At 67.3% G+C, this 23,777-nt stretch carries 24 protein-coding genes; 20 read left to right on the top strand and 4 right to left on the bottom strand.

What is annotated here, in order from left to right:
• Entirely contained in the window at positions 1–513 is a 513-nt protein-coding gene (locus WG902_RS00805) for a tripartite tricarboxylate transporter TctB family protein (protein ID WP_340057978.1), read from the bottom strand.
• Between the two features lie 76 nt (positions 514–589).
• Positions 590–1,549, bottom strand: a complete 960-nt coding sequence (locus tag WG902_RS00800) for a Bug family tripartite tricarboxylate transporter substrate binding protein (RefSeq protein WP_340057977.1) — start codon at positions 1,547–1,549, stop codon at positions 590–592.
• A gap of 110 nt (positions 1,550–1,659) precedes the next feature.
• On the opposite strand from WG902_RS00800, the gene WG902_RS00795 reads away from it, so the two are divergent.
• The 6 genes from WG902_RS00795 (at position 1,660) to WG902_RS00770 (ending at position 8,064) form a co-directional block, all read left to right on the top strand.
• Entirely contained in the window at positions 1,660–2,334 is a 675-nt protein-coding gene (locus tag WG902_RS00795) for a response regulator transcription factor (protein WP_340057976.1), read from the top strand.
• Between the two features lie 74 nt (positions 2,335–2,408).
• On the top strand, positions 2,409–3,827 hold the full coding sequence (locus WG902_RS00790; RefSeq protein ID WP_340057975.1) for a sensor histidine kinase: 1,419 nt from the start codon (positions 2,409–2,411) through the stop codon (positions 3,825–3,827).
• Positions 3,828–4,247: an RNA-binding S4 domain-containing protein gene (locus tag WG902_RS00785; protein WP_340057974.1), complete on the top strand. Its 420-nt coding sequence runs from the start codon at positions 3,828–3,830 to the stop codon at positions 4,245–4,247. It abuts the gene before it with no gap.
• 287 nt (positions 4,248–4,534) lie between these two features.
• Positions 4,535–5,488, top strand: a complete 954-nt coding sequence (locus tag WG902_RS00780) for a TAXI family TRAP transporter solute-binding subunit (protein ID WP_340057973.1) — start codon at positions 4,535–4,537, stop codon at positions 5,486–5,488.
• A 70-nt stretch (positions 5,489–5,558) separates the two neighbouring features.
• Positions 5,559–7,781 carry a TRAP transporter permease gene (locus tag WG902_RS00775; protein ID WP_340059411.1) on the top strand — a complete coding sequence of 741 codons (2,223 nt, stop codon included), beginning with the start codon at positions 5,559–5,561 and terminating at the stop codon, positions 7,779–7,781.
• 109 nt (positions 7,782–7,890) lie between these two features.
• On the top strand, positions 7,891–8,064 hold the full coding sequence (locus tag WG902_RS00770; protein WP_340057971.1) for a hypothetical protein: 174 nt from the start codon (positions 7,891–7,893) through the stop codon (positions 8,062–8,064).
• A gap of 79 nt (positions 8,065–8,143) precedes the next feature.
• Here WG902_RS00770 and WG902_RS00765 read toward each other — a convergent pair whose 3' ends face one another.
• A complete protein-coding gene (locus WG902_RS00765; protein ID WP_340057970.1) occupies positions 8,144–8,320 on the bottom strand; it encodes a hypothetical protein in 177 nt (58 codons plus the stop codon).
• Positions 8,321–8,353: 33 nt separating this feature from the next.
• A complete protein-coding gene (ydiK, locus tag WG902_RS00760) occupies positions 8,354–9,424 on the bottom strand; it encodes an AI-2E family transporter YdiK (RefSeq protein ID WP_340057969.1) in 1,071 nt (356 codons plus the stop codon).
• A 105-nt stretch (positions 9,425–9,529) separates the two neighbouring features.
• Between ydiK and WG902_RS00755 the strand changes: the two genes are divergently transcribed.
• The 14 genes from WG902_RS00755 to WG902_RS00690 all read left to right on the top strand — a co-directional run bounded on the left by WG902_RS00755 (position 9,530) and on the right by WG902_RS00690 (position 23,771).
• Positions 9,530–10,312, top strand: a complete 783-nt coding sequence (locus tag WG902_RS00755; protein ID WP_340057968.1) for a 3-hydroxybutyrate dehydrogenase — start codon at positions 9,530–9,532, stop codon at positions 10,310–10,312.
• A 15-nt stretch (positions 10,313–10,327) separates the two neighbouring features.
• Positions 10,328–10,999, top strand: coding sequence for a hypothetical protein (locus WG902_RS00750; protein WP_340057967.1), 672 nt, complete (start codon positions 10,328–10,330; stop codon positions 10,997–10,999).
• Positions 10,996–11,640 (top strand): hypothetical protein, encoded by a 645-nt coding sequence (locus tag WG902_RS00745; RefSeq protein ID WP_340057965.1) that lies wholly within the window; start codon positions 10,996–10,998, stop codon positions 11,638–11,640. Before WG902_RS00750 ends, WG902_RS00745 begins: the two co-directional genes overlap by 4 nt.
• 44 nt (positions 11,641–11,684) lie before the next feature.
• A complete protein-coding gene (locus tag WG902_RS00740) occupies positions 11,685–11,939 on the top strand; it encodes an RNA recognition motif domain-containing protein (RefSeq protein WP_340057963.1) in 255 nt (84 codons plus the stop codon).
• An 89-nt stretch (positions 11,940–12,028) separates the two neighbouring features.
• Positions 12,029–12,967: a phosphate acetyltransferase gene (locus WG902_RS00735; RefSeq protein WP_340057962.1), complete on the top strand. Its 939-nt coding sequence runs from the start codon at positions 12,029–12,031 to the stop codon at positions 12,965–12,967.
• A 4-nt stretch (positions 12,968–12,971) separates the two neighbouring features.
• Positions 12,972–14,156 (top strand): acetate/propionate family kinase, encoded by a 1,185-nt coding sequence (locus tag WG902_RS00730; protein ID WP_340057961.1) that lies wholly within the window; start codon positions 12,972–12,974, stop codon positions 14,154–14,156.
• A complete protein-coding gene (gene fabI, locus WG902_RS00725; RefSeq protein ID WP_340057960.1) occupies positions 14,153–14,923 on the top strand; it encodes an enoyl-ACP reductase FabI in 771 nt (256 codons plus the stop codon). The genes WG902_RS00730 and fabI overlap by 4 nt, the downstream gene beginning before the upstream one ends.
• 67 nt (positions 14,924–14,990) lie before the next feature.
• Positions 14,991–15,845, top strand: coding sequence for an alpha/beta fold hydrolase (locus WG902_RS00720; protein ID WP_340057959.1), 855 nt, complete (start codon positions 14,991–14,993; stop codon positions 15,843–15,845).
• Positions 15,846–15,889: 44 nt separating this feature from the next.
• Positions 15,890–18,400 carry an alpha/beta hydrolase gene (locus tag WG902_RS00715; RefSeq protein ID WP_340057958.1) on the top strand — a complete coding sequence of 837 codons (2,511 nt, stop codon included), beginning with the start codon at positions 15,890–15,892 and terminating at the stop codon, positions 18,398–18,400.
• An 8-nt stretch (positions 18,401–18,408) separates the two neighbouring features.
• The gene (locus WG902_RS00710) at positions 18,409–19,758 is read left to right on the top strand and encodes a hypothetical protein (RefSeq protein WP_340057957.1); all 1,350 of its coding nucleotides are present in this window, start codon (positions 18,409–18,411) and stop codon (positions 19,756–19,758) included.
• Between the two features lie 14 nt (positions 19,759–19,772).
• The gene (locus WG902_RS00705; protein WP_340057956.1) at positions 19,773–21,146 is read left to right on the top strand and encodes an OprD family outer membrane porin; all 1,374 of its coding nucleotides are present in this window, start codon (positions 19,773–19,775) and stop codon (positions 21,144–21,146) included.
• Positions 21,118–22,137, top strand: a complete 1,020-nt coding sequence (locus WG902_RS00700; protein WP_340057955.1) for an alpha/beta fold hydrolase — start codon at positions 21,118–21,120, stop codon at positions 22,135–22,137. Before WG902_RS00705 ends, WG902_RS00700 begins: the two co-directional genes overlap by 29 nt.
• Positions 22,134–22,769 carry a hypothetical protein gene (locus WG902_RS00695; RefSeq protein ID WP_340057954.1) on the top strand — a complete coding sequence of 212 codons (636 nt, stop codon included), beginning with the start codon at positions 22,134–22,136 and terminating at the stop codon, positions 22,767–22,769. The genes WG902_RS00700 and WG902_RS00695 overlap by 4 nt, the downstream gene beginning before the upstream one ends.
• A gap of 6 nt (positions 22,770–22,775) precedes the next feature.
• Positions 22,776–23,771 carry a 2-hydroxyacid dehydrogenase gene (locus WG902_RS00690; protein ID WP_340057953.1) on the top strand — a complete coding sequence of 332 codons (996 nt, stop codon included), beginning with the start codon at positions 22,776–22,778 and terminating at the stop codon, positions 23,769–23,771.
• Positions 23,772–23,777: the final 6 nt, after the last annotated feature.

Raw genomic sequence — 23,777 nt, 5'->3', positions numbered from 1 at the left:
TCAGATCCAGCCCGTGCCGGTGAGGCCCGGAAGGTTGATCGCGAGGAACTTCGTGAACAGCCAGAACACCGGAGCCGAGATCGCCAAACCCGTCACGATGTCGACGAGCATCGTGCGCGGTCCCGGCCGCTCACCCTGCGCCCGCCGCAAACCCTGCACCGCCAGCAGGTAGCACAGCGTGCAGCCGAGGATGAAGCCGATGGTGGTGATGAGCGCGGCGTTCGCCAGCATGCCGGCAGACACCCACACCACGCCCGGCCACCACGCGCGCTCCCCGCCCGAGGGCTCGGCCATCTCGCGGAAGCCGCCGGTGCGCGCCTCGCGCACGATCAGGATGCCGCAGACCAGCAGCGCCGCTGCCACCACCCACGGCAGGAAGTTGGGGCCGACGCCGCCATAGCCGGCTTCGCCGGGAATCCTCAACGCGCCGAAGGCCAGGCCCAGCGCGGTGAGCACGACGGCCGCACCCACCAGGGTCTGCACCCCGCGCGGGGAAGTTGCTTCTCGTGTCATTTCCGCTCTCCTGTGCCACCTGGCCCGAAAATAGAAACGCCCGGCAAGCCGGGCGGATCACTGCGAAAGCGCAGCGTCAGACCATCCCGGCCTTGACCATCGTAGCGCGCAGCATCGCGAACTCGTCGTCCACGAACTTGTCGAACGCCGGGCCGCTCAGCACCGCGGGAGTCCAGTCGTTCTTCTCCATGGCTTCCTGCCACGCCTTCGTCTTCAGCGCGGCCATCACCATGTCCGTCAGCGCCTTGCGCTGCGCGTCGTTGATGCCGGGCGCGCCATACACGCCGCGCCAGTTGCCCAGCTCGACGTTGATGCCCTGCTCCTTCAGCGTCGGCACCGCGATGCCCTTCAGGCGCGTCGGCGAGGTGACGGCGATGGCCCGCATCTTGCCAGTCTTGATGTATTCCGCGAACTCGCTGTAGCCGGAGCCGCCCACCGTGACGTTGCCGCCCAGGATGGCCGCGGTCGCCTCGCCGCCGCCACGGAAGGCCACATAGTTGATCTTGGCCGGATCCACGCCGACTTCACGCGCCAGCATGCAGGCGGCGATGTGCTCGGTGGACCCCCGCGAACCGCCGCCCCACTTGACGCTGCCGGGGTCTTTCTTCAATTGCGCGACCACGTCGGCCATCGTCTTCATGGGCGAGTCCGCCGGCAGCACGTACACGTTGTACTCGCTGATCAGGCGGGCGATGGGCGTGGCCTGCGACAGGTTCACCGGCGGCTTGCCGGTGATGATGCCGCCCAGCATGACGGCGCCCATCACCATCAGGGCGTTCGGGTCGCCCTTGCTGCCGTTGACGAACTGCGCCAGGCCCAGCGCGCCGGCGGCGCCGCCCTTGTTGTCGAACGAGACGCTGTCGGCCACCTTGGCTTCCTGCAGCGCCTTGCCCAGTGCACGGCCGGTGGTGTCCCACCCGCCGCCCGGGTTGGCGGGAATCATCATCTTCAGGTTGGCGGCGGCATGGGCCGACAGGGGCAGCGCCCCCACGGCGGCCAGTGCGGCCAGGGATTTGAGGAATTCGTCGCGACGCATGGTCAGTCTCCTGATTTTCAGAACCTGCCAATGGTGCGTCCGCCCGCTGTCATTCGGCTGTCGGGGCACCTAGGGAAAGTACGAGGTGGCAGCCGATGTATGGTCGCTTGATGAGATTGCTGCTGGTCGAGGACGACCCGTCGATGCAGACCGCGCTCCAGCGCACGCTGCGGAACCGTGGCATGGAAGTCCAGGTCTGCGGCGACGGCCCGACTGCGCTTGCGCGCTGGAAGGCGGCCCCGCCGGACGTGGTGATGCTCGACCTCACCCTGCCCGGCATGGACGGGCTGCTGGTGCTGGAGAAGGCACGGCGCAGCGGCCTGCGCACGCCGGTGCTGATCCTCACGGCGCGCGGAACCGTCGGCGACCGGATCATGGGACTGAACAGCGGCGCGGACGATTACCTGCCCAAGCCGTTCGACCTGGACGAGCTGGAGGCTCGGCTGCGCGCGCTGCACCGGCGGCACGGCGCCGGGGGCGCCTCCGCGCCGGAACCGGCGATGGGGGGCCTGCGCTGCGACCGTGAAAGCGGCGCCATCCACTGGAACGACGAGGTCATGGAGCTGGCGCCGCGCGAAACGGCGCTGCTGCAGGCGCTGCTGGCGCGACCGGGCCACGCGGTGCCGAAGGAGCGCCTGTTCGAGCTGGTCTTTCCCGGCGAAGCCGACGTGCAATACGAGGCCATCGAGGTCGTCGTCTACCGCCTGCGCAAGAAGCTCGCGCACACCGGGGTGAGGCTGGTGACGCTGCGCGGGCTGGGCTACCTGCTCAAAGCGGGCGAATGAACTTGCGCCAACCGCGTCGCGCCGGGCCGCCCCAAGCGGCGAGCGCCCCCCTGGGGGGCAGCGCAGTTCACGGAGTGACAAGCCTGGGGGCCAACATTTCCCTGCGGACCTTCCTGCTGGCCGGCATCCTCCTGCCGGTCGGGCTGATCATCGCGATCAATGCGGTCTCGCTGTACGGCAAGACGCTCGATGCCGTGAACACCGCGTACGACCGCACGCTGCTCGCCTCCGCCAAGTCGATCGGCGAACAGCTGGACGTGACCGGCTACGACGAGGACGCGGTGCTGCGTGCCACGGTGCCCTACTCCGCGCTCGAAGCGTTCGAGGCCGACGTGCAGACGCGCATGTTCTATCGCATCTCCGACCTGCATGGCAGGTCGGTCTCCGGCTTCGCCGACCTGCCGCCGTGGAAGGGCCGCATCCCGGTGCAGCCGCCGTATGCGGCGCTGGTCGACTTCTATGACACCAGCTACCGGGACAGCGACGTGCGCGTCGCGGTGCTGCTGCAGCCGGTGGCCAGCCCGCGCGGCCGGGGCATGGCCGTGATCCAGGTGGCCGAGACGCTGGAGCTGCGCCTGCGGCTCACGCGCCGCATCCTGCTGGACTTCCTGTGGCAGCAGGCCGCGCTGGTGGGGCTGATCGTCCTGGTGGTGGTGGTCGTCGTGCAGCGCGCCACGCGCCCGGTGCGCCGCCTGAGCGAGGAGCTGCAGGCACGCAACGAAGGCGACCTGACGCCGCTGTCCGCGGCCGGGGCGCCGCGCGAGCTGCGGCCGCTGGTGGACGCCACCAACGGCGTGATGTCGCGGCTGGCGCATTTGCTAGAGAACCAGAAGCGCTTCGTCCGTGACACCGCGCATCAGTTGCGCACGCCGCTGGCGGTGCTGAAGACGCAGGTGCAGTCCGCCCTGCGCGGCGACGTCGAGCCGCGCCAGGCACTGGGTGAGATCAACGATACGGTCGAACGGGCCACCACGCTGGCCAACCAGATGCTGTCGCTGGCCAAGGTGGAGCAGTTGCGCCAGCAAGGCGAGGACACCGTGAGCGACCTGTCCGAGGCGGTGCGTGCGATGGCGCTGGAGCTGGCGCCGCTGGTGGCCGACAAGGACATCGACTTCGACATCGAGACGCAGCCGGCGCCGGTGCTGGCGCACGAGTGGATGCTGCGCGAACTCGCTCGCAACCTGCTGCACAACGCGATCAAGTACACGCCGGCCGGCGGTGCGCTGTCGGTGCGGGTGATGGCGGACGAGCGGACGGCCGCGCTGGTCGTCACCGACAGCGGGCCCGGCATTCCGGCCGAGCTTCAACCCCGGCTGTTCCAACCCTTCTCGGCCGGGGACGTGCGCAGCGGCTCCGGCCTGGGGCTGGCCATCTGCCACGAGATCGTTCGCGCGCTCGGCGGCACCATCGAATTGCAAAACCGTGAAAAGGACCGGCGCCGCGCCGGCCTGGACGCCACCGTGCGGCTGTCGCTGGCGCAGAATCGTTCCTGAATGGAAAGACTGCGGATCGACAAATGGCTGTGGGCGGCGCGTTTCTACAAGACGCGCAGCCTGGCCACCGATGAGATCGACAAGGGGCGGGTGGCGATCAACGGCCAGGACGTCAAGCCTGCGCGCGAGGTGAAGGTGGGCGACACCGTTGCGATGCGGCGCGAGGGCGTGACGCGCACGGTGGTGGTCAAGGGCGTGTCGGACATGCGCGGACCGGCCCCCGTGGCCCAGCAGATGTACGAGGAAACCGCCGAAAGCGTGCAGGAGCGGCAGAAGTCGGCCGACCAGCGCCGCTATGCGCGCGAGCCTGCCTTGTCCATCGAGAACGGCCGGCCCACCAAGCGAGGCCGCCGGGAGCTGGACGCGGCCAAGGGGTGGGGGGATCGCTGGAGCGCTTCGGTGGACGACCCCAAGAAATAGATCCTTGCACGGCGGGGTCGCTGCGCGAACCCGCCCTACGCGGCCGCCGTGCCTCCCGCAGGGCGGGTTCGCGCATGCGACCCCGCCATGCGCGGCCGCCGTGCCTCTCGTAGGGCGGGTTCGCGCATGCGACCCCACCGTGCGCGGCCGCCGTGACCCTCGTAGGGCGGGTTCGCGCATGCGACCCCGCCATGCGCATCTTGTTGGTGCTTCCACTATGCGACTTCTCCCGCCGAGGTGGTCTACTTCTTGCCTTGCATTCCTGTCCGACAACGAGGAGCCTTTCCATGAGCATCAAGAAGTGGGCCGCGGTCACCGCCGCCGTCCTGGCCTTTGCCGGCGCCGCGCACGCGCAGCAGTTCTTCCGCATCGGCACCGGCGGCACCGCCGGCACCTACTACCCGGTGGGCGGCATGATCGCCAACGCCGTGTCGCAGCCGGGCAAGATCGTCGCGACGGCGCAAGCCAGCAACGGCTCGCTCGCCAATGTGAACGCCATTGCCGGCGGGTCGATGGAAGCGGGCCTCACCCAGTCCGACGTGGCCACCTGGGCCTTCACCGGCACCGGCGCCTTCGAGGGCAAGCCCAAGGTCGCGGACCTGCGCATGATCGCCAACCTGTATCCCGAAAGCATCCACCTCGTCGTCAAGAAGGGCTCGGGCATCCGCTCGGTCGCGGACCTGAAGGGCAAGCGCGTGGCGCTGGACGAGCCGGGCTCGGGCACGCTGATCAACGCGCGCATGGTGCTGGCGGCGTACGGGGTGAAGGAGTCCGACATCAAGCCGGACTACATCAAGCCGAACCAGGCCGGTGACAAGCTCAAGGACGGCTCGCTCGACGCCTTCTTCTTCGTCGGCGGCGCCCCGGCTGGCGCCATCGCCGAACTGGCCTCCAGCGGCACGGGCATCGAACTGGTGCCGCTGGCCGGCCCCCAGATCGACGCGTTGCGCAAATCCAGTCCTTACTTCGCGGTCGACACCATCGCCGCCAACACGTACAAGGATGTCGCCGCGGTGCAGACCCTGGCGGTCGGTGCGCAGTTGGTGACCAGCGCCAAGGTGGACACCGAAACGGTCTACCAGATCACCAAGGCGCTGTACTCGGACGCCACCCAGAAGACGCTGGCCGCCGGCCACGCCAAGGGCAAGTTCATCACCAAGGAAAACGCCGTGCAGGCCGTGGGCATCCCGTACCACCCCGGCGCGGAGAAGTTCTACAAGGAAGTGGGCCTGCTGAAGTAAGGCCCCGGGGCGCGAGGTCGACAGGGAGGCAGCACCTCCCTGTTTTTGTTTGGAGCGAGGGATGACGACGATGACGGAAACGGTGCTCGACGAGCGCAAGGTGCAGGAGCTGGAGGAGAAGTTCGACCCGGAGATGCGGTTCCGCACCACGGTGCCGCCGGCGACGTGGATCGTCACCGCGCTGCTGATCGGGCTGTCCTGCTTCCACTACTACACCGCCGGTTTCGGGCTGCTGCGCGAGACCACGCATCGCGGTATCCACCTGGCCCTCGTGCTGGGCCTGATCTTCCTCGTCTTCCCCCGCACCAAGCGCGACTACGACCGCGAGACCGTCGTGAGCAGCTGGCACTCCCCGGGCGGCGTGCCGCTGACGGACTGGCTGCTGGCCATCGGCTGCGCGCTGAGCGTGCTGTACATCCCCTGGGTGTTCGACGACCTGGCCTTCCGGGTCGGCAACCCGAGCACCACCGACGTCGTGTTCGGCTCCATCCTGTTCCTCACGCTGCTGGAAGCGACGCGGCGCGCGATGGGTTGGCCGCTGCCGCTGATTGCCATCGGCTTCACGGCCTACGCGATGGCCGGCCCCTACTTCCCCGGCTTGCTCAAGCACGCGGGTTCGTCGTGGAGCCAGATGATCAACCACCAGTACCTCACCAGCCAGGGCATCTACGGCGTGGCGATCGGGGTGGTGGCCACGTACGTCTTCCACTTCGTGCTGTTCGGCGTGATGGCCACGCGCATCGGCCTGGGCCAGCTGTTCCTGGACATTGCCTCCACGGTGGCCGGACGCTACGCCGGCGGCCCGGCCAAGGTCAGCGTGTTCGGCTCCGCCATGTTCGGCATGCTGTCCGGGTCCTCCGTCGCCAACGCGGTCACGGTGGGCTCGCTCACCATTCCCGCGATGATCCGCGTCGGCTACAAGCGTGAATTCGCCGGCGCCGTCGAAGCGGCCTCGTCCACCGGCGGCCAGATCACGCCGCCGGTGCTGGGCGCCGCCGCGTTCCTGATGGTGGAGTTCCTCGACGTCTCCTACCAGACCATCATCGCCGCCGCCGTGGTGCCTGCCTTCATGCACTTCTTCGGCGTGTTCATGCAGGTGCACTTCGAGGCCAAGCGGCACGGCTTGCGCGGCCTGACGCCGGAGGAGATGCCGAAGCTGCGCGCGTCCTTCCGGCAGCGCTGGCCGACGCTCATCCCGCTGTTCCTGCTGATCGCCATCCTGATTTCCGGGCGCACGCCCTACCTGGCCGCTTTCACGGGCATCAGCTCGTGCGCGATCGTCGGCCTGACCACGCGCACCAGCGGCAACACGCCGGCCAACTGGACGCTGTGCATCCTTTTGCACCTGATCCTGGCGGTGATCGGCTTCGTCGACCTGGGCGCCAACACCGACGACATCAAGCTGGGCCTGTTCGCGGCGGCGGTGGCCATCGCGCTGGCGGGCTGGAAGCTGGCAGGTATCACCGGCCGCATCAGCCACGGCGTGCTGGTCGAGGCCTTCCACACCGGCGCGAAATATGCCCTCGCGGTCGGCGCGGCAGCCGCCACCGTGGGCATCGTCATCGGCGTCGTCACCCTGACGGGCGTGGGATTCAAGATCAGCTTCATCATCACGGGATGGGCGCAGGCCATCGCCGGCGGCATCGGCTCGGTGCTGCCGGCCGTCCTGTACGACCCGAAGGCGCTGACGCTGTTCGCCGCGCTGGTGATGACCGGCATGGTGTGCATCCTGATGGGGTGCGGCATCCCGACCACCGCCAACTACATCATCATGGTCACGGTGGCCGCGCCCACGCTGGTGCAACTGGGCGTCGAGCCGCTGGTGGCGCACTTCTTCGTCTTCTACTACGGCGTGCTGGCGGACATCACGCCGCCGGTGGCGCTGGCGGCGTATGCGGCCGCGGGCATGGCCGGCAGCGACCCCTTCAAGACCGGCAACATGGCGTTCCGGCTCGGCCTGGCCAAGGTGCTCGTGCCGTTCGTGTTCGTGTTCTCGCCGTCGCTGCTGCTGGTGGCCAAGGGCTTCACCTGGTACGACTTCAGCGTCACCTTCATCGGCTGCGTGCTCGGCATCACCGTGCTGGCTGCCGCGCTGAGCCGCTTCTTCCTGGTCGAGATGAAGCGCTGGGAACAGGCCGTGTGCCTGGCCGCCGCCTTGCTGCTGATCGCGCCGGGGCTGTGGGTCACGCTCGTGGGCGCCGCGATGGTCCTGCCTGTCCTGCTGCGGCAGATCGCCGCCCGCAAGCTGGCGCGCAAGCCGGTTGCGGCCGAGCTGGATGTCAGATACCGCTGACCTGAGTTGATGCTGCGCGCCGTCATGGTGCAGGGCCGGGCCCACGGATACTTTCGTCACTGCAGTCACACAGCGAAAACGCAAGCAGGGAAGTACAGGGACAACAACGATGAACGAGACCAGGACGACGTCGATGCTGCAACGGGTGCCGGTGATCCTGGCGGTGACCGCGAATTCGTATGGCCTGGAGCTGAAGGCCAACGGGACGCGCAAGCCCCAGGCCCACGACCGCCGCCGCAACGACCAATCCAAAGCCGACGGCAAGCCATCGGCACACAGATAAGACCAGGACGTCAGGGAGAGAAAAAGCCGCCTTCGGGCGGCTTTTTCATTGGCGAATGACAAAGCCCGTCAGGGCTTTGTCATTTGGTGCGCCGCTCGCGCGCCCGTCGAACCTGCCGGCTCTCATTGGCGCGCTTCGCCGCGTCTTCGCGCTCGCGGCGCTTCTTGCGCCAGTTGCGCGACAGCAGCCTGGCGAGGGTGAAGGTGATGGTGGAGGTCACCACCAGCAGCAGGATGCTGGCGATATCGGTGGGCATGGCGGTGTGTGGGCTCGAAGCCCATTCTACCGATCACGGCACCGTGACCGCCCCCCGGTCGTTCACCCAGGCGACCAGCTGGGTGTAGGTCACCGCCAGCACCACCGGGCCGATGAACAGGCCGACGACACCGAAGGCAACCAGGCCACCGATGACGCCCGCGAAAATCAGCACCAGCGGCAGGTCGGCGCCGCGCTTGATCAGGATGGGCTTGAGGAAGTTGTCCATCACGGTGACGAACAGGGCCCACGGGATGAACAGGCTGCCCGCCAGCGTGTTGCCGCTCCAGAACAGCCAGGCCAGCGCCAGCAGGAGCACCGGCGCCGCGCCGATCTGCGCGATGCCCAGCACGAACATCGCCAACGTCAGCATGCCGGCGAACGGCACGCCCGCCACAACGAGGCCGATTCCGCCCAACAGCGACTGCGTGAGCGCGGTGACGATGACCCCAAGGGCGACCGCGCGGATCGATGCGCCGGCCAGCGCCACCGACTGCTCGCCGTTCTGGCCGGCGAGCCGGATGGCGAACGCACGCACGCCTGCCGCTGCGACCTCCCCGTTGGAATACAGCAGCGCCGCCAGGATCAGCGTGAGCAGCAGGTGGAGGAGAAATCCGGCCAGCCCACCCGCCGTGCCGATCACCCACGCCGCTGCCGACTTGAGGTGGGGTCCCGCGCGGACCTGCAGCTGCTCCGGGTCCAGCGCCGCCACCTCTTGCCACCGCGCCGCGACTTTCGGTCCGACCAGCGGAAGCTTCGCCACCCATGCCGGTGGCGCCGGCACGCCCGCCTGCACGAGATCGCGGAGCTTTCCCCCGGCGTCCTCCGCGTGGTCGGCCAGGGCCACCCCCCCGGCGCCGAGCGGCAGGATCACGATCAGGAGCATCGCGCCCGTCATCAGCAGCACGGCCAGGCTGCGCTTGCCCCACAAACGCCTTTGCACGGCCAGCATCAGCTGCCAGGTGGACACCACGATCAGCGTGGCCCAGACCAGGGCCGAAAGAAAGGGCCGCAGGATCCACAAGGACACCGACAGCAGCAGCAGGATGAAGAGGATGGCGAGCAGGAAGCGGGGCAGCTCGCGAAAGGCGGGGCTGGTGGTCATCGCCCGAGGTTAGCGGCGACAGCTCTGCTGCCCATGGGACTTAGGTCCCATGCCGCTCGCCCGCCGGCGGCCCTACCCTGCGCAGCATGGCCCTACGGAGCTGACATGAAACTGCAAGGCAAGACCGCCATCGTCACCGGCGCCGCCAGCGGCATCGGCAGGAGCATCGCGCTCGCTTTCGCCAGGGAAGGCGCCAACGTCGCCATCGCCGACCTGAACCAGGGCGCCGCCAACGATGCGGCTGCGCAGATCGCCCGGGACGGCGGCAAGGCGATGGGTGTGGCGATGGACGTGACGGACGAAGCCGCGGTGGACGCCGGTGTCGCCGCGGTGGTGAAGGCGTACGGCGGCGTCGACGTGCTGGTGAGCAACGCCGGCATCCAGATCGTCCACCCGCTGGAAGAGTTCACCTATGCCGAGTGGAAGAAGATGATCGCGATCCACCTGGACGGCGCCTTCCTCACCACCAAGGCATGCCTGCCGCACATGTACAAGGCGGGCCGCGGCGGCTCGATCATCTACATGGGATCGGTGCATTCGAAGGAAGCCTCGTTGCTCAAGGCGCCTTATGTCGCGGCCAAGCACGGCCTGATCGGCCTGGCCAAGGTGGTGGCCAAGGAAGGCGGCAAGCACGGCGTGCGCGCCAACGTGGTCTGCCCCGGTTTCGTACGGACCCCCCTGGTGGAAAAGCAGATCCCGGAGCAGGCGCGGACGCTGGGAATTTCGGAAGCGGACGTCATCAGCAAGGTGATGCTCAAGGACACGGTGGACGGCGAGTTCACCACGGTCGACGACGTGGCGCAGGCCACCGTCTTCTTCGCCGCATTCCCGACCAACGCCCTCACGGGCCAGTCTCTCATCGTCAGCCATGGCTGGTCGATGGAATAGCGACATAGGACCTCCATGACGGAAACCTTGAAGACAGAGGGCAAGGCGGCGCGCGAGCCGGTGCTCAGCCCCGTCGATCGAATCTCGGAACTGCTCTTCGGCTTGCTGATGGCGGTCAGCTTCACGGGCGCCGTTTCCGTCGCCGACGGCGGCGCGGAGATCCACGAATTGTTCATTGCCGCCTTCGGCTGCAACCTCGCGTGGGGGATCGTCGACGCGGTGATGTACCTGGTGCGGGTCGTCACGGACCGCGGGCGGGCCCTGACGCTGGCGCGCACGGTGCGCGCCGCGCCCGATGCGCAGGCCGGTCGCCTGGCGATCGAGAACTCGCTGTCGCGCGTGGTGGCCGGGCTGCTTTCGCCGACCGAGATCGAAGCCATCCGCGGCCGCGTCGTGGCGCTGCCCTCGGTCCCGTCCCGCCCCACGCTCGGCTGGAGCGACCTGGGCGCCGGGCTGGCGGTGTTCGCCCTCGTGGTGCTGGCGACCTTTCCGGTGGTGATTCCCTTCGCGCTGATGCAGGAAGTCGCGGCGGCCAAGTACTGGTCGAACGGGATCGCGGTCGTCATGCTGTTCCTGGGCGGCCTGGGCCTGGGCAAGTACGCGGGCTACGGCAGCCTGAGGGTCGGCTTCATCATGATGGTCCTCGGCCTGCTGCTGATCGCCGCAATCATGGCGCTGGGCGGATGAAAGTTGCTCCCCACCTTCTTCCGCTGGCTGCACTGCTGGCCTGTGCTTTCCCGGTAGCCGCCCAGGAGGCGGCCAAGGAGGCGCCCGCCGACCCGGAACCCGCATGGACGTTTGGCGTCACTGCCTATCACACCGATGTCCGGGCCGGCAGCAACTACGGTTCGGGCATCGCCGTGGCCGACCGCGGGCCCCTGCACTTCGAGGCCCGCATCAACTACGAATCCGTCGGCGCGCGCTCGGCCTTCGTCGGCTGGTCGTTTTCGGGCGGCGATGAGTTCAAGTGGATGTTCCGGCCGCTGGTCGGCGGTGCGTGGGGCGACATCAAGGCGTTCGTGCCCGCGCTGGAAGCCAGCCTGGGCTACAAGCAGTTCGACTTCTACACCGAGGCGGAATATGTCCGCCTGAAAAACGACAAGGAGAGCCGGTACCTGTACGCGTGGACTGAAGTCGGCTACAAGCCCCTCGACTGGCTGCGCCTGGGCCTGGTCGTGCAGCGTACCCGGGCCTACGGCGGCGATCGCGACATCCAGAGCGGACCGTTCGCGCAGGCGACCGTGGGCCAGTTCACTTTCGGCGGCTTCTGGTTCAACCCGGGGTCCGGCGACCAGGTGTTCGTCGCATCCGTCGGCGTGGCGTTCTGAGTCTTTCAGGCTGAGCTGCGTCCACACATCAAAGGAGCCAAAACATGGCACGTCTCCTTCTGGGCAACCTGGCACCCGGCACCACGGACGAAGAGATCCGGGATTTCCTGGTCAAGTACGGATTCCCTCCGTTCGATTCCATCGAGCACGAGCCGGGCGACGGATCGCGGCCCGCCGTGGTGCTGTCGTTTTCGGGATTGGACGCGACCAGCATGTTCAACCTCCAGGAGCGTGTCCACGACATGTTCTGGAAGAGCCGCAAGCTCACCGCGCGCATCATGCAGGACCGCTTCGCGTGACGCCCTCGTCGATCAGCGTATAGGACCTTGGTCCAATGCTTGCGTTGACGCCTTGATCCGAGAATGGAAGCCACGATGGAGAAGGTGCGATGACCGTCAAGCACGAGAAGTATCAACGCCTGATAGACGCCTGCAAGGCGATGCCGCCCACGCCGACCGCGGTGGCGCACCCGTGCGATGCGTCGTCCCTGGAGGGCGCCATCGAGGCCGGCAGGCTGGGTTTGCTGGTGCCGATCCTGGTGGGGCCGCGCGCACGGATCCAGGAGGTCGCCGCCAAGGCCGGCATCGACCTGGGGAGCGTGCAAATCGTGGACACGCCGCACAGTGAAGCGTCGGCCGCGATGGCGGTGCAACTGGTGCGCGAGGGCAAGGCCGAAGCCCTGATGAAGGGCAGCCTGCATACCGACGAAATCATGGCGGCCGTGGTGAAGCGCGACACCGGCCTGCGCACGGCGCGGCGCGTGAGCCACTGCTTCGTGATGGACGTGCCGGGGCATCCCGACGCGCTGATCATCACCGACGCCGCCGTCAACATCTTTCCGACACTGGAGGACAAGGTCCACATCGTGCAGAACGCGATCGACCTGGCGCATGCGATGGGCATCAAGGACGTGCGGGTGGCCGTGCTGTCAGCCATGGAGACGGTCAACCCCAAGGTGCCGTCCACCGTCGAAGCGGCGGCGCTGTGCAAGATGATGGACCGCGGGCAGATCACCGGCGCGGTGATCGACGGCCCGCTGGCGCTGGACAACGCCATCAACCTGGACGCCGCCAGGATCAAGAAGATCAATTCCCCCGTGGCCGGCCGCGCCAACGTGCTGCTGGTGCCCGACCTGGAAGCCGGCAACATGCTCGCCAAGAGCCTGTCGTTCCTGGCCGGCGCCGACGCGGCGGGCATCGTGCTCGGCGCCAAGGTGCCCGTCATCCTGACCAGCCGGGCCGATTCGGTGCTGACCCGCCTGGCGTCCTGCGCCGTCGCGGCCATGGTGGCGCGGGCCCGCCGGGAATCGGCCAAAGCCGTTGCGTGAACCCATGGCCGACATCATCCTCGTCCTCAACGCGGGTTCCTCCAGCCTGAAGTTCAGCGTGTTCGACGCGGCGGGCGACGCCATGCCGCTGAAGCTGAGCGGGCAGATCGAAGGCCTGTACACCGCCGCCAGGTTCAAGGCCAAGGATGCCCGAGGCCAGGAGATCGGCGTCAAGGCGTGGGAAGGCACGGGCTTCGGCCACGCCGAGGCGCTGGCCTACCTCATTGAATTCCTGCAGGGCCATGCCGGCAACGACAAGCTGGTGGCCGTCGGGCACCGCGTCGTGCACGGTGGCGTCACCCACAAGCAGCCGGTGCTGATCAACCGCTCCATCGTGGCGGAGCTGGCCAAGCTGAGCCCGCTGGCGCCGCTGCACCAGCCGCACAACCTGAAGCCGATCGAGATCGTCGCGCAGCTGCGTCCGCAACTCCCGCAGGTCGCCTGCTTCGATACGGCGTTCCACCGCGCGCAGCCCGAAGTGGCGCAGGCGTTTGCCCTGCCGCCTTCCATCACCGACCTGGGCGTGCGCCGTTACGGGTTCCATGGCCTCTCCTACGAATACATCGCCAGCGTGCTGCCCGGCATCGATGCCAAGGCGGGCGCCGGCCGCACGGTGGTCGCGCACCTGGGCAACGGCAGCAGCATGTGCGCGATGGTCGGGGGCCGCAGCATGGCCAGCACGATGGGCTTTACCGCGGTCGACGGCCTGCCGATGGGAACGCGCTGTGGCAGCCTCGACCCCGGCGTCGTGCTCTACCTGCTGGACACGCTGGGCATGGACGCACGTGCCATCGAAGACCTGATCTACAAGAAGTCGGGCCTGCTCGGCGTTTCCGGCATCTCGAGCGACATGCGCACCCTGCTCGCCAGCGAAGACCCGCGGGCGCGGCAGGCCGTGGGCCTCTTCACCTACCGGCTGGCGCGCGAGCTGGGTTCGCTGGCAGCCGCGGCGGGTGGGCTCGACGCGCTGGTGTTCACCGGCGGCATCGGGCAGCACGCACCGGCGATCCGCGAAACGCTCTGCCGCTCCGCGGAGTGGCTGGGCATTGCGCTCGACCCGGCGGCCAACCAGGCGGGCGCCCAGCGCATCAGCACCCCCGGCAGCAAGGTGTCGGTCTGGGTGATCCCCACCAACGAGGAATTGATGATCGCGCGGCACACCGCCAAAGTCATCGGAGGGGCCTCATGAATTCGACCTTGTTGCAAGGCCACAAGGTGCTGGTTTGCGGCATCGCCAACGAGCATTCGATCGCCTACGGGTGCGCCAAGGCATTCCACGAGCTCGGCGCCGAACTGGCCATCACCTATCTCAACGAGAAGTCCAAGACGTACGTGGAGCCCCTCGCCCGCGAGCTCGGCGCCAGCATCTTCCTGCCGCTCGACGTCGCCAGGCCCGGGGAACTCGAAGCCGTGTTCGCCCGGATCGGCAAGGACTGGGGCCGGCTCGACTCGCTGGTCCACTCGATCGCCTGGGCGCCGTACGAAGACCTGCGCGGCGGCTTGCTGAATTGCTCGGCCGACGGCTTCGCCAAGGCCATGGACGTCTCCTGCCATTCCTTCGTGCGGATGGCCCGCCTGGCGGCGCCCCTCATGGACAAGGGCGGAACGATGTTCGCCATGAGCTACTACGGGGCCAACAAGGTCGTCTCGAACTACAACGTGATGGGGCCGGTGAAGGCCGCACTCGAAGCGTCGGCGCGCTATCTCGCCTTCGAGCTCGGTCCGAAGAACATCCGGGTGCACCCGATTTCCCCGGGCCCCTTGAAGACGCGCGCTGCCTCGGGATTGAAGGACTTCGACCTGTTGCTCAATGAAGCCGCGCAGCGCGCGCCGCTGGGCGAACTGGTCGACATCATGGATGTGGGATTCACCTGCGCTTTCCTGGCGACGCCCTATGCGCGGCGGCTGTCGGGCGAGACGGTGTATGTCGATGGAGGCGTGCACATCATGGCGTAGGGACGCAGTGGGCAGGCAAAGCCCACGCGGACGTCAGGTGTGGAGCGCAGGCAAGAGGGGACTGGACATGCCTCGAATCAAAGCAGGCGACTTGTCGCTCAACTACGTCGAACACGGCAGGGGCGACAACGTCGTGCTCGCCGTCCACGGCAACCTGGGCTGCGCGGACTGGCTCGCCCTGGTGCTGCCCCTGCTGCCGCCCGACCTGCACGTGATCGCCCCGGAATGGCGTGGCTGCGGCGACTCCGACAAGCCGGAACCTGCGAGCGACTATTCCAACTATTCCATGGCCACGCATGCGCAGGACATGCTGAACCTGCTCGACGCGCTGGGCATCGAAAAGTGCCACCTCTACGGGCATTCGACCGGTGGAATCATCTGCTCCTACATGCTCGTCATGCAGCCCGAGCGCTTCCGCAAGGTGCTGATGCTCGACCCGGTCACGCCGCTCGGGCTCCAGCTCGCCCCCGGCCAGATCGACGTGCTGGCGCAGATGAAGAGCAGCTACGAGACCTGCTTCGCCGGCATGGCGAGCGCCGCACCGACGCTGTTCCGCCCCGAATCCCTCACCAGCGTCCCGCAATTCGCGGACACCACGTCAGCGGTGCAGCGCGCCCTGTTTGAACGGATCATCGAGCGCACCACCGTGCTGTCCGACGGCATCTGGTTCGGCACGCCAAGCAACCTGGCCAAGGAATGGGAGTCGAAGGCGCTCGCCGCCCGGATGCCGGCCATGACCCACGAGCACCTGCTCCTGTGCGGCGGGCTCGACTCCTGGGTGCCGCGCGAGCATTTCGAAGAGATGGCGGCGCGCCTGCCCAACGCGAGGCTCGAGATGTCGCCCTTCATCGGCCACTCGATGAACCTGGAAGCGCCCGCCGTGTTCGCGCAGACGTTCGCGAACTACTTCAAGCCCGACTGAGCCGTGGCGCGGCATCGGGGCGATCGCAACAACGGAGACCGATCATGCTGAAGATGTTCAAGGCGTTGTGCAGTGCCGGCGTGCTCGCCGCCCTGCTGGCAGCCGGCGGCGCCGCGGCGCAGCAGCCGTTGACCCCCCGGTCGGTGGTGATGGCGATCGACGGCCAGAAGCGGACGTACGAGGTGCCCAACTTCCGCATCGGCGGCAAGTACGACCTTTCGCAACCCGCCGCGTGGGCCGATGGCGGCGTGGGTGGAACCACGCTCGAATCCCTGGGCGCCAGGCCCGCCTACACCTCGTACATCGCGGTGGGCACGCCCAGGCGCAATGCCAAGGGCGAGATCGTCAACGCCATCGTCATCAACTCGTACTACTCGGGTGACGCGACCGCGATGGTCAACAACTGGGTCCCGGGCAACGCCGGCAACACCTTCTCCGGCGGCGCGCTGGTCGGGCCGGGCCTGCTGTTCGACACCAACCGCTTCTACGTCGTGTTCCTGGACGCCCTGGGGCTGTACGGCAGCTCCAAGCCCTCGGACGGGCTGGGCCGCAAGTTCCCGGTGTACAGCTACTACGACGTGGTGCACCTGAACTACCGGATGCTGCGCGACCACCTGAAGATCGGCAAGGTCGTGCTGGCCACCGGCGTCTCGATGGGTGCCACGCAGTCGTACTACTGGGGCCTGATGTACCCCGACTTCGTGCAGGCCGTGATGCCCGTGGGCGGCGCGACCGCGACCGACGGCGAGGGCCAGGTGGCCGCCTGGACCTTCCAGCTCGCCAAGGCGGCGCTCGAGGCCGATCCGGTATGGGTCAAGACCAAGGGCAACTACTACAACCTGCCCAAGGACCAGCATCCGAACAAGGGCGTGGAGTACCACTGGTCCGTGCTGTCGCTGACCGGCTACGACCTGGGGCATCGCCAGAGCCTGGGCTGGGACGCCGTGTCGCGCGAGGTGTTCACCTGGGAACCGGATCCGCGCATGGGCAAGACGGCGGGCGCCAACCTGGCGAGCCTGGCCAAGGTCTTCGACGCGGTGGACCTCTGGTACCGCGACACGGTCGGCGAGATCCACAACATCAACGCGTTGCTGCCCTCCATGAAGCCGCGCACGCTGATCGTGCACGTCGACAACGACCAGTGGCTGATCTCCGACAAGGCGCGCGCCGCTGCAGAAGCCATCCCGGGCGCGCAGTACGCCAGCCTGTCCAGCCCCATCGCGCACTACGCCGTGTTCAGCGCGCTCAACACGCTGGCGGATGACCCGATGCTCAACACCTTCGAGCGCGACATCGGCCTCATCGAAGACAAGACCAAGGTCTGCGACGCCGCCAATTACCGCACTCCGCGGATCAACATGAAGCCTTCTCCCGGCAAGTCGTTCTGGAAGGACGAGATGGTGTCGCCCTTCCCGGTGAAGTACGCCAAGGCCCGTGACAAGCGCGGCGTCGAATGGGAAATCGGCTACATCGACGAGTACTGCGGCAAGGACAGGAATCCGCCCGTGCTCGTGGTGGTGCACGGCAAGGGCGCCTTCGCCGCGCACTACGGCTACCTGATCAAATACGCGGTGGAACGCGGCTACCGCGTGATCGCTCCCGACATGCCGCAATGGGGCACCTCCGGCCCCGGCAACCTCGACAAGCCGATGACGCGCACGCTGGACGACGTGCGCGACACGTTCCATTCGCTGATCGTCGGCAAGCTCGGTGTGAAGAAGGCCATGTACCACGGCCACTCGCTGGGCGGCGCCACCGTGCTGGGCTATGCGGTCCGCTATCCCGAGGCCGTGAGCGGCCTGGTGCTCGAAGCCCCGGCCGGCCTCGAGGAGTACCCGCGGGAAATCCAGCTCGGCGACAGGAAGCTGCCGCTGTGCGACCGCTCCTTCGCCTATGACCGAACGCGCTGGGAAGCAGCCTACGCCCCCACCGGCATGATCGCCGCCGAGTCGAAGCGCGACGAGCAGGGCGTGCGCGACTTCTTCTATTTCAAGCAGCGCGACCCCAAGACCGGCGCCGTCTCGCCCAGCTTCAACGGCTACTTCAAGGAAGACACCGAGTACGCCCGGCTGCACACCGACCAGCGCATCGCGATGATCGGCGGCAACCAGCGCGAACTCGACCAGTGGGTCTTCATGTTCATCTACGACCTGTACTCGATCTGCTCCGAGGTGGCCGTCGACGACCCGAACAGCCTCTACAAGCAGTTGACCAAGATCAAGGCGCCGATCTTCCTGGCCTTCGGCGCCCAGGAGCCGTTCATTCCCGGCACGGCGCTCAATGGCCTGACGGACCTGGGCAAGGACATCGTCACCCCCTTCATGAAGCGGATGACAGCCGCCGGCAACAAGCCGGTGCTCAAGGTCTATCCGGGCGTGGGCCACTTCATCCACACCGACGTGCCCTACGAGTTCGCGCGCGACACGGTGGACTTCATGCGCACCGGGCGGGTCGATGCCTTCTCGCCCCTGACCGTGGAAACGCTGATCAAGGGCACGCCGGCCGGCGGCGGTGACTCGGCCGCGGTGTCCAAGCCCAGCGGACTCGCAAAGTGAGGCTCACCATGAACAGGCAACACATCCTGATCGCGCTGAACGCCCTGGTGCTCGGCGCCGCGCTGGCACAGACTCCGGTTCGGGAGATCACGGAGAGCCCCGCCAGGCCGGTGATCACGCCCAACTCCAACGTGCCGGAGCAGGACAAGCACAAGCGCTACTACACCATCCCCAACTTCCGCATCGGCGGAAAGTACAACCTCGACGCGCAGCCCGACACCTGGCGCAACGGCGGAGAAGGCGGCACCACGCTCGAATCGCTGGGCTCGGGCCCGCTGCAGGTGGCCTACATCGCCGTGGGCACGCCCCAGCGCAATGCCAAGGGCGAAATCATCAATGCGGTCATCGTCAGCACTTTCTATTCCGGCGACTCCACCTACATGTACAACACGTGGTACGAGAACCAGCCGGCCAACGCCTTTTCGGGCGGGGCGGTGGTGGGACCGGGGCGGACCATCGACACCGACAAGTACTACGTGGTGTTCCTCGACGCCATCGGCCTGTGGGGCGCCTCCAAGCCCTCGCACGGCCTGGGCCGCAAGTTTCCGCAGTACAACTACATGGACATGGTGGTGGCCAACCAGCGCATGCTGCGCGACCACCTGAACGTCGCGCAGGTTCTGGTGGCGACGGGGGCGTCCATGGGGGCCACGCAGAGCTGGGTGTGGGGGGTGATGTATTCGCCCAGCGGCTACGTCAAGGCGATCATGCCGATCGGCGGCACCACCGCCTCCGACGGTGACGACCCGGTCGGCCAGTGGACCTTCCGCCTGGGCCAGGCCGCGATCGAGTCCGACCCCAACTGGCGCGCCACCAACGGCAACTACTACCACTTGCCGAAGGAGCAGCATCCCAACCAGGGCATGCAGATGATGTGGTCCACGCTGCAGCTCACCGGCTACACCTTCCCGGTCCGTTCGGCGACACCGTGGAAGACGCTGCAGCGCGAAGTCTTCTACTGGGAGCCCAAGGGTGACGAAACGGCTTCGTGGATCAGTCGCGTCAAGAACGAGGACGCGGTCGACTACTGGTACCGCAACAACGCCGGCTTCAACTACAACATCAACGCCGAACTCAAGCGCATCAAGGCGCGCACCCTGGTCGTGCACGTCGAGACCGACCAGTGGCTGATCGTGGCCAACGCACGCAAGGCCGCGGCGGCGGTGCCCGGCGCGGTCGTCGCCACGCTCACGGACGCCACTGCCCACTATGGCGTTTTCAAGGCGCCCAACGTCCTGCGCGACACCATCAAGGCCTTCGTCGACGACAACTTCACGGTCTCGCTGCCCGGTGTCGGAGGAGGAAACAGTTCCAGCAGCGGCGCCGCCCCATCCAAACCCACCGGACTGGCCAAGTAAAACGAGGAGACAACATGCGAAAGAACAACGAAGCTTCACGGAACTTCCAATGCGCGCCGGCCGCTGCCTGCGCCCTGGCGGCCAGCATGGCTTGCGGCGGCGCCCTCGCCCAGGCGACGCCCGCGCCATCCGACGGCCCGATGGCCAACGACTTCTTCGGCAAGGCCAAGGCCGGAGTGATGCTGCGCTCCTCGTACTTCGAGCGCACCAAACCAGTCGACACCGACCCGCACCCGGACGCCTGGGGCGTCGGGGGTTGGCTCTGGGGCGAGACTGGCGAACTCAACCAGATCTTCTCGATGGGTGGCGCCTACTATTTCGTCGGCAAGTTGTACAGCCCTGCGGATGGCGGCGGCAGCTTCATCCTCGACGACCAGAACAGCGGCTACGGCGTCCTGGGCGAGGGGTGGGGCCGGGCTCGCTTCGGTGACCATGCCGTGACCGTCGGCCGGCAGGCGCTGTCGTACAACTGGAGCCTGGACGGCATCTACCGCACCTACAACCGGTACGACGGCGCCTTCATCGGGCGGCGCGACGTGCGCGCCATGGTGCCCCTGGACTTCGAGTCGGCCACGGTGAACGGCAAGTTCGCCGGCGACACCGTCCGCTACTACGGCGGTTACGCGTGGAAGATGCGGCAGGTGAACAGCCCGAAGTTCTACGACCTCGCCAAGGCAGCCCTGCTGCCCGGCGACTCCGACGGCATGGCCTATGGCGGCGCGCAGTGGAAGATCACCAACGACCTGATGCTGCAGGGTGCGTACCACAACGTGCAGAACATCATGAACGTCGCCTGGGTCGACCTCGACTACGTCTGGCGACTCGGCAGCGACCGCTACGTCCGCTTCGACACCCAGTACATCTACCAGAACTCCAGTGGCGCGGCCAACCTCGGCGAGTTCAACACTTGGAACTGGGCCGGGTACCTCGAAGCCCGCCCCGTTCCCTGGTGGATTCCCTATGCCGCCATCGGCTTCAACGGGGACGGCGACGAATTGCGTTCGCCCTACAGCCTGGGCCCGTCCTACCTGGTGCAGCGCGTCGGCGAGAACGCCAAGGCCGGCGAGAAGACGCTGATCCTCGCGTCCACCTTCGACTTCAGCACGCTCGGCGCCCGTGGACTTTCGTTCGACATCAGCTACGGCTGGCGCCGGGACCGCCACGTGAAGGGCAACAGCGCGCAGCCGTTGTCCGACATGAACGAGCTGGCGCTCGACCTGATCTATTCGGTGCCCAAGGAAGCCGGCCTGCCCGCGGGCACGCGCACGCGGCTGCGTTGGGCCAAGGTCAACGAGAAGGGCGACCGGTTCGCCGGCGGCGCCATCACGACCGTGAACGAGAAGTACACCGACATCCGTTTTGACATCCAGATCCCCTTCAACTTCTGAGGCGGGGCGCTCGGGCTTCGCCAACGTCAACGGTCACCGCATCCGCTATGAATTGCAGGGTGAGCCGGGGCGTCCCCTTGTCACGTTCATCAACGGGCTGACGCAGAATGCCGACCTGTGGACAGCGTATGCAGCCACCCTGTCGGAGCGTGGCTACCGGGTGCTGGCGTACGACATGCTCGGGCAGGCGCAGTCGGCCAAGCCGGTGCTGGGCATCGAGTTCACCGAACACGCGGACCTGCTGGCCGGTCTGCTCGACCGCTTGCAGGCCGGCCGCACGCACTTGGCAGGCATCAGCTTCGGCGGCGTGGTCGCCCTCGACTTCGCCATCCGGCACCCGCAAAAGGTAGCCGGCCTCGCTGTCATGAGCGCGTTCGCCGAGCTGTCACCGCAGCTCGAGCTGCTGGGCAACGTGATGTACGAGGGGCTCACGCAATGCGGCCTGCCCTACCTGCAAAGCATGCTGTACCCCATGAACATGAGTTCGCGCTGGCTCGCCGCCAACCGCGCCCGCCTGCCCGCGATGATGCGAGGCGGCTACATCAGCAACGACCTTTATGCCTTGCAGAACCTGATGGAATCCTTCATCCGGTTCGAGCCGCTCACGCCCCGCCTCAAGGAGATCCGCGGGCCCGTCCTGCTGATGAACGGGGAGCACGATTTCTTCACGCCGCGCGAATGCCACGAACTGCTGCGGCGCGAATTGCCGAACTGCCGGCTGGTGATCATCCAGCACGCGTACCACGCGTTCACGGTGGAATTGCCCGACATCACCCTGCGCCAGTTGCACGAATTCTTCCGTGCCGTGGACGAGAGGCGCTGGGTGGGGGACGGCTCGGTGTGGGTGGCGGCCGATCGTGCGGATGCCACCCCGCACGTGCTGCCTTTTCACGGTGACCACACGAGAGCGATCCAGTTGCCGCTGGCGTCCGCCGCGGCCAGGCGGGCGCCGCGCCGCACGGTGGCGGCAACCGGGGGGCGCCGGCGATGAAGCCCACCCTAAAGCTCTATGACGACGCCCGGGCGGCCATCGCGGCGGGCGGATTCGGCGCGGACACGCAGACCCGCATCTCGCTCTTCCTCGGCGCGGCCAGGCAGGTCAACGCCGCGATCCTCGGCGCCGTCGAACTCCAGCCCCAGGTGACCGTGGCGTATCCCTTCGTCCACGGCCAGTACTACCGCGAGGTCGAATTCGCGACCCTGCTCATGCGAGCGACGCGCTGGTCCGGCAACTGGGCGCTCTATGCCCAGGGTGCGCAGCACACCACGCCCCTGTGGGCGCAATGGTGGCGCATCCAGTTGCCCGCCGGACCGGCCTTCGACCCCCGCGCGGCATTCGCCGCCCTTGCGCTGGGGCACGCGTTGCTCGCGCGGATCCGCCTTGCGCCGGTGATCCCCGAGAACGTGGACGAGCAGTCCGCTTTCGTGGCGGCGCTGCGCCGGATGGAACAGGAATCGGGCCGGATGATCCAGACGCAGATCCGGCTGCTCAAGGACGGCGACAGCCCGCTGCCCCTGGCCGAGCGCGAAGAGATCATCGAAACGAAGCAGGAAGCCGTCGATGAAGCCTTCCGCTGCTTCCTGGAGTGGCTGGCCGGAAGTTCGACCCCTAATCGGATGTGAGACCCCATGAAAATCGCCGTCTTCAGCGCCCAACCCCATGACCGGGAGTTCCTCGACGCAGCCAATGCCGCCGAAGGGCACGAACTCGAGTACTTCGAGGCGGCCCTGGGCCCCGGATCGGTCGCGCTGGCCACCGGCTACGAGGCCGTTTGCGTCTTCGTCAACGATGTCGTCGACGCAGCCGTGCTGGGCGCGCTGCGAGCGGGGGGCACGGGGTTGGTGGCGCTCCGGTGCACCGGCTTCAACAACGTCGACCTGGCGGCCGCGGCGCGCCTGGGCGTCAAGGTGGTCCGGGTGGTCAACTACTCACCCAACTCGGTGGCAGAGCACGCCGTCGCATTGCTGTTGGCGATCAACCGCAAGACGCACCGGGCCTACAACCGGACACGGGATTCCAATTTCTCGCTCAACGGGCTGATGGGCTTCGACCTGCACGGAAAAACCGTCGCCGTGGTGGGCACCGGCAAGATCGGCTGCGTCTTTGCCCGCATCATGCTGGGCTTCGGATGCAAGGTCATCGGCCATGCCCCGATCGTGTCGCCGGAGTTCGAGGCGATGGGCGCACGGTATGCGGCGCCCGGGGAGATCGGCGCGGACGCCGACATCATCTCCCTGCACTGCCCCCTGACGCCGGAGACCCACCATATCGTCAACGCGGGCACGCTGGCAAGAATGAAGCGCGGCGCCTTGTTGGTGAACACGAGCCGTGGCGGCCTGGTGGACACGGATGCCGCCATCAACGCGCTCAAGAGCGGCCAACTGGGCGGGCTGGGACTGGACGTCTACGAGCAGGAGGCCGGCCTGTTCTTCCGCGACCTGTCCAACACCATCGTGACCGACGACGTGCTGCAGCGCCTCATGGCCTTCCCGAATGTCATCGTCACCGGCCACCAGGCCTTCTTCACGCGCGAGGCCATTGCCACGATCAGCGAGACCACCCTGCGCAGCGCGACCGAATTCGCCACCAAGTCCCCCCTGTCGAATGAAATCAAGCTGGCTTGATGCCAG

The sequence above is a fragment of the Ramlibacter sp. PS3R-8 genome (assembly GCF_037572435.1).
In the GTDB taxonomy this organism is placed as follows: domain Bacteria; phylum Pseudomonadota; class Gammaproteobacteria; order Burkholderiales; family Burkholderiaceae_C; genus Ramlibacter.
The sequence above is the reverse complement of the archived record's forward strand: the minus strand, read 5'-3'. Positions and strand labels throughout refer to the sequence as shown.

Excerpts from the sequence above, each read along its gene's own strand:
- WG902_RS00805 (WP_340057978.1), bottom strand. The coding sequence starts at position 513 with ATGACACGAGAAGCAACTTCCCCGCGCGGGGTGCAGACCCTGGTGGGT.
- WG902_RS00800 (WP_340057977.1), bottom strand. The coding sequence starts at position 1,549 with ATGCGTCGCGACGAATTCCTCAAATCCCTGGCCGCACTGGCCGCCGTG.
- WG902_RS00795 (WP_340057976.1), top strand. The coding sequence starts at position 1,660 with ATGAGATTGCTGCTGGTCGAGGACGACCCGTCGATGCAGACCGCGCTC.
- WG902_RS00785 (WP_340057974.1), top strand. The coding sequence starts at position 3,828 with ATGGAAAGACTGCGGATCGACAAATGGCTGTGGGCGGCGCGTTTCTAC.
- WG902_RS00780 (WP_340057973.1), top strand. The coding sequence starts at position 4,535 with ATGAGCATCAAGAAGTGGGCCGCGGTCACCGCCGCCGTCCTGGCCTTT.
- WG902_RS00775 (WP_340059411.1), top strand. The coding sequence starts at position 5,559 with ATGACGGAAACGGTGCTCGACGAGCGCAAGGTGCAGGAGCTGGAGGAG.
- WG902_RS00770 (WP_340057971.1), top strand. The coding sequence starts at position 7,891 with ATGAACGAGACCAGGACGACGTCGATGCTGCAACGGGTGCCGGTGATC.
- WG902_RS00765 (WP_340057970.1), bottom strand. The coding sequence starts at position 8,320 with ATGCCCACCGATATCGCCAGCATCCTGCTGCTGGTGGTGACCTCCACC.
- ydiK (WP_340057969.1), bottom strand. The coding sequence starts at position 9,424 with ATGACCACCAGCCCCGCCTTTCGCGAGCTGCCCCGCTTCCTGCTCGCC.
- WG902_RS00755 (WP_340057968.1), top strand. The coding sequence starts at position 9,530 with ATGAAACTGCAAGGCAAGACCGCCATCGTCACCGGCGCCGCCAGCGGC.
- WG902_RS00750 (WP_340057967.1), top strand. The coding sequence starts at position 10,328 with ATGACGGAAACCTTGAAGACAGAGGGCAAGGCGGCGCGCGAGCCGGTG.
- WG902_RS00745 (WP_340057965.1), top strand. The coding sequence starts at position 10,996 with ATGAAAGTTGCTCCCCACCTTCTTCCGCTGGCTGCACTGCTGGCCTGT.
- WG902_RS00740 (WP_340057963.1), top strand. The coding sequence starts at position 11,685 with ATGGCACGTCTCCTTCTGGGCAACCTGGCACCCGGCACCACGGACGAA.
- WG902_RS00735 (WP_340057962.1), top strand. The coding sequence starts at position 12,029 with ATGACCGTCAAGCACGAGAAGTATCAACGCCTGATAGACGCCTGCAAG.
- WG902_RS00730 (WP_340057961.1), top strand. The coding sequence starts at position 12,972 with ATGGCCGACATCATCCTCGTCCTCAACGCGGGTTCCTCCAGCCTGAAG.
- fabI (WP_340057960.1), top strand. The coding sequence starts at position 14,153 with ATGAATTCGACCTTGTTGCAAGGCCACAAGGTGCTGGTTTGCGGCATC.
- WG902_RS00720 (WP_340057959.1), top strand. The coding sequence starts at position 14,991 with ATGCCTCGAATCAAAGCAGGCGACTTGTCGCTCAACTACGTCGAACAC.
- WG902_RS00715 (WP_340057958.1), top strand. The coding sequence starts at position 15,890 with ATGCTGAAGATGTTCAAGGCGTTGTGCAGTGCCGGCGTGCTCGCCGCC.
- WG902_RS00710 (WP_340057957.1), top strand. The coding sequence starts at position 18,409 with ATGAACAGGCAACACATCCTGATCGCGCTGAACGCCCTGGTGCTCGGC.
- WG902_RS00705 (WP_340057956.1), top strand. The coding sequence starts at position 19,773 with ATGCGAAAGAACAACGAAGCTTCACGGAACTTCCAATGCGCGCCGGCC.
- WG902_RS00695 (WP_340057954.1), top strand. The coding sequence starts at position 22,134 with ATGAAGCCCACCCTAAAGCTCTATGACGACGCCCGGGCGGCCATCGCG.
- WG902_RS00690 (WP_340057953.1), top strand. The coding sequence starts at position 22,776 with ATGAAAATCGCCGTCTTCAGCGCCCAACCCCATGACCGGGAGTTCCTC.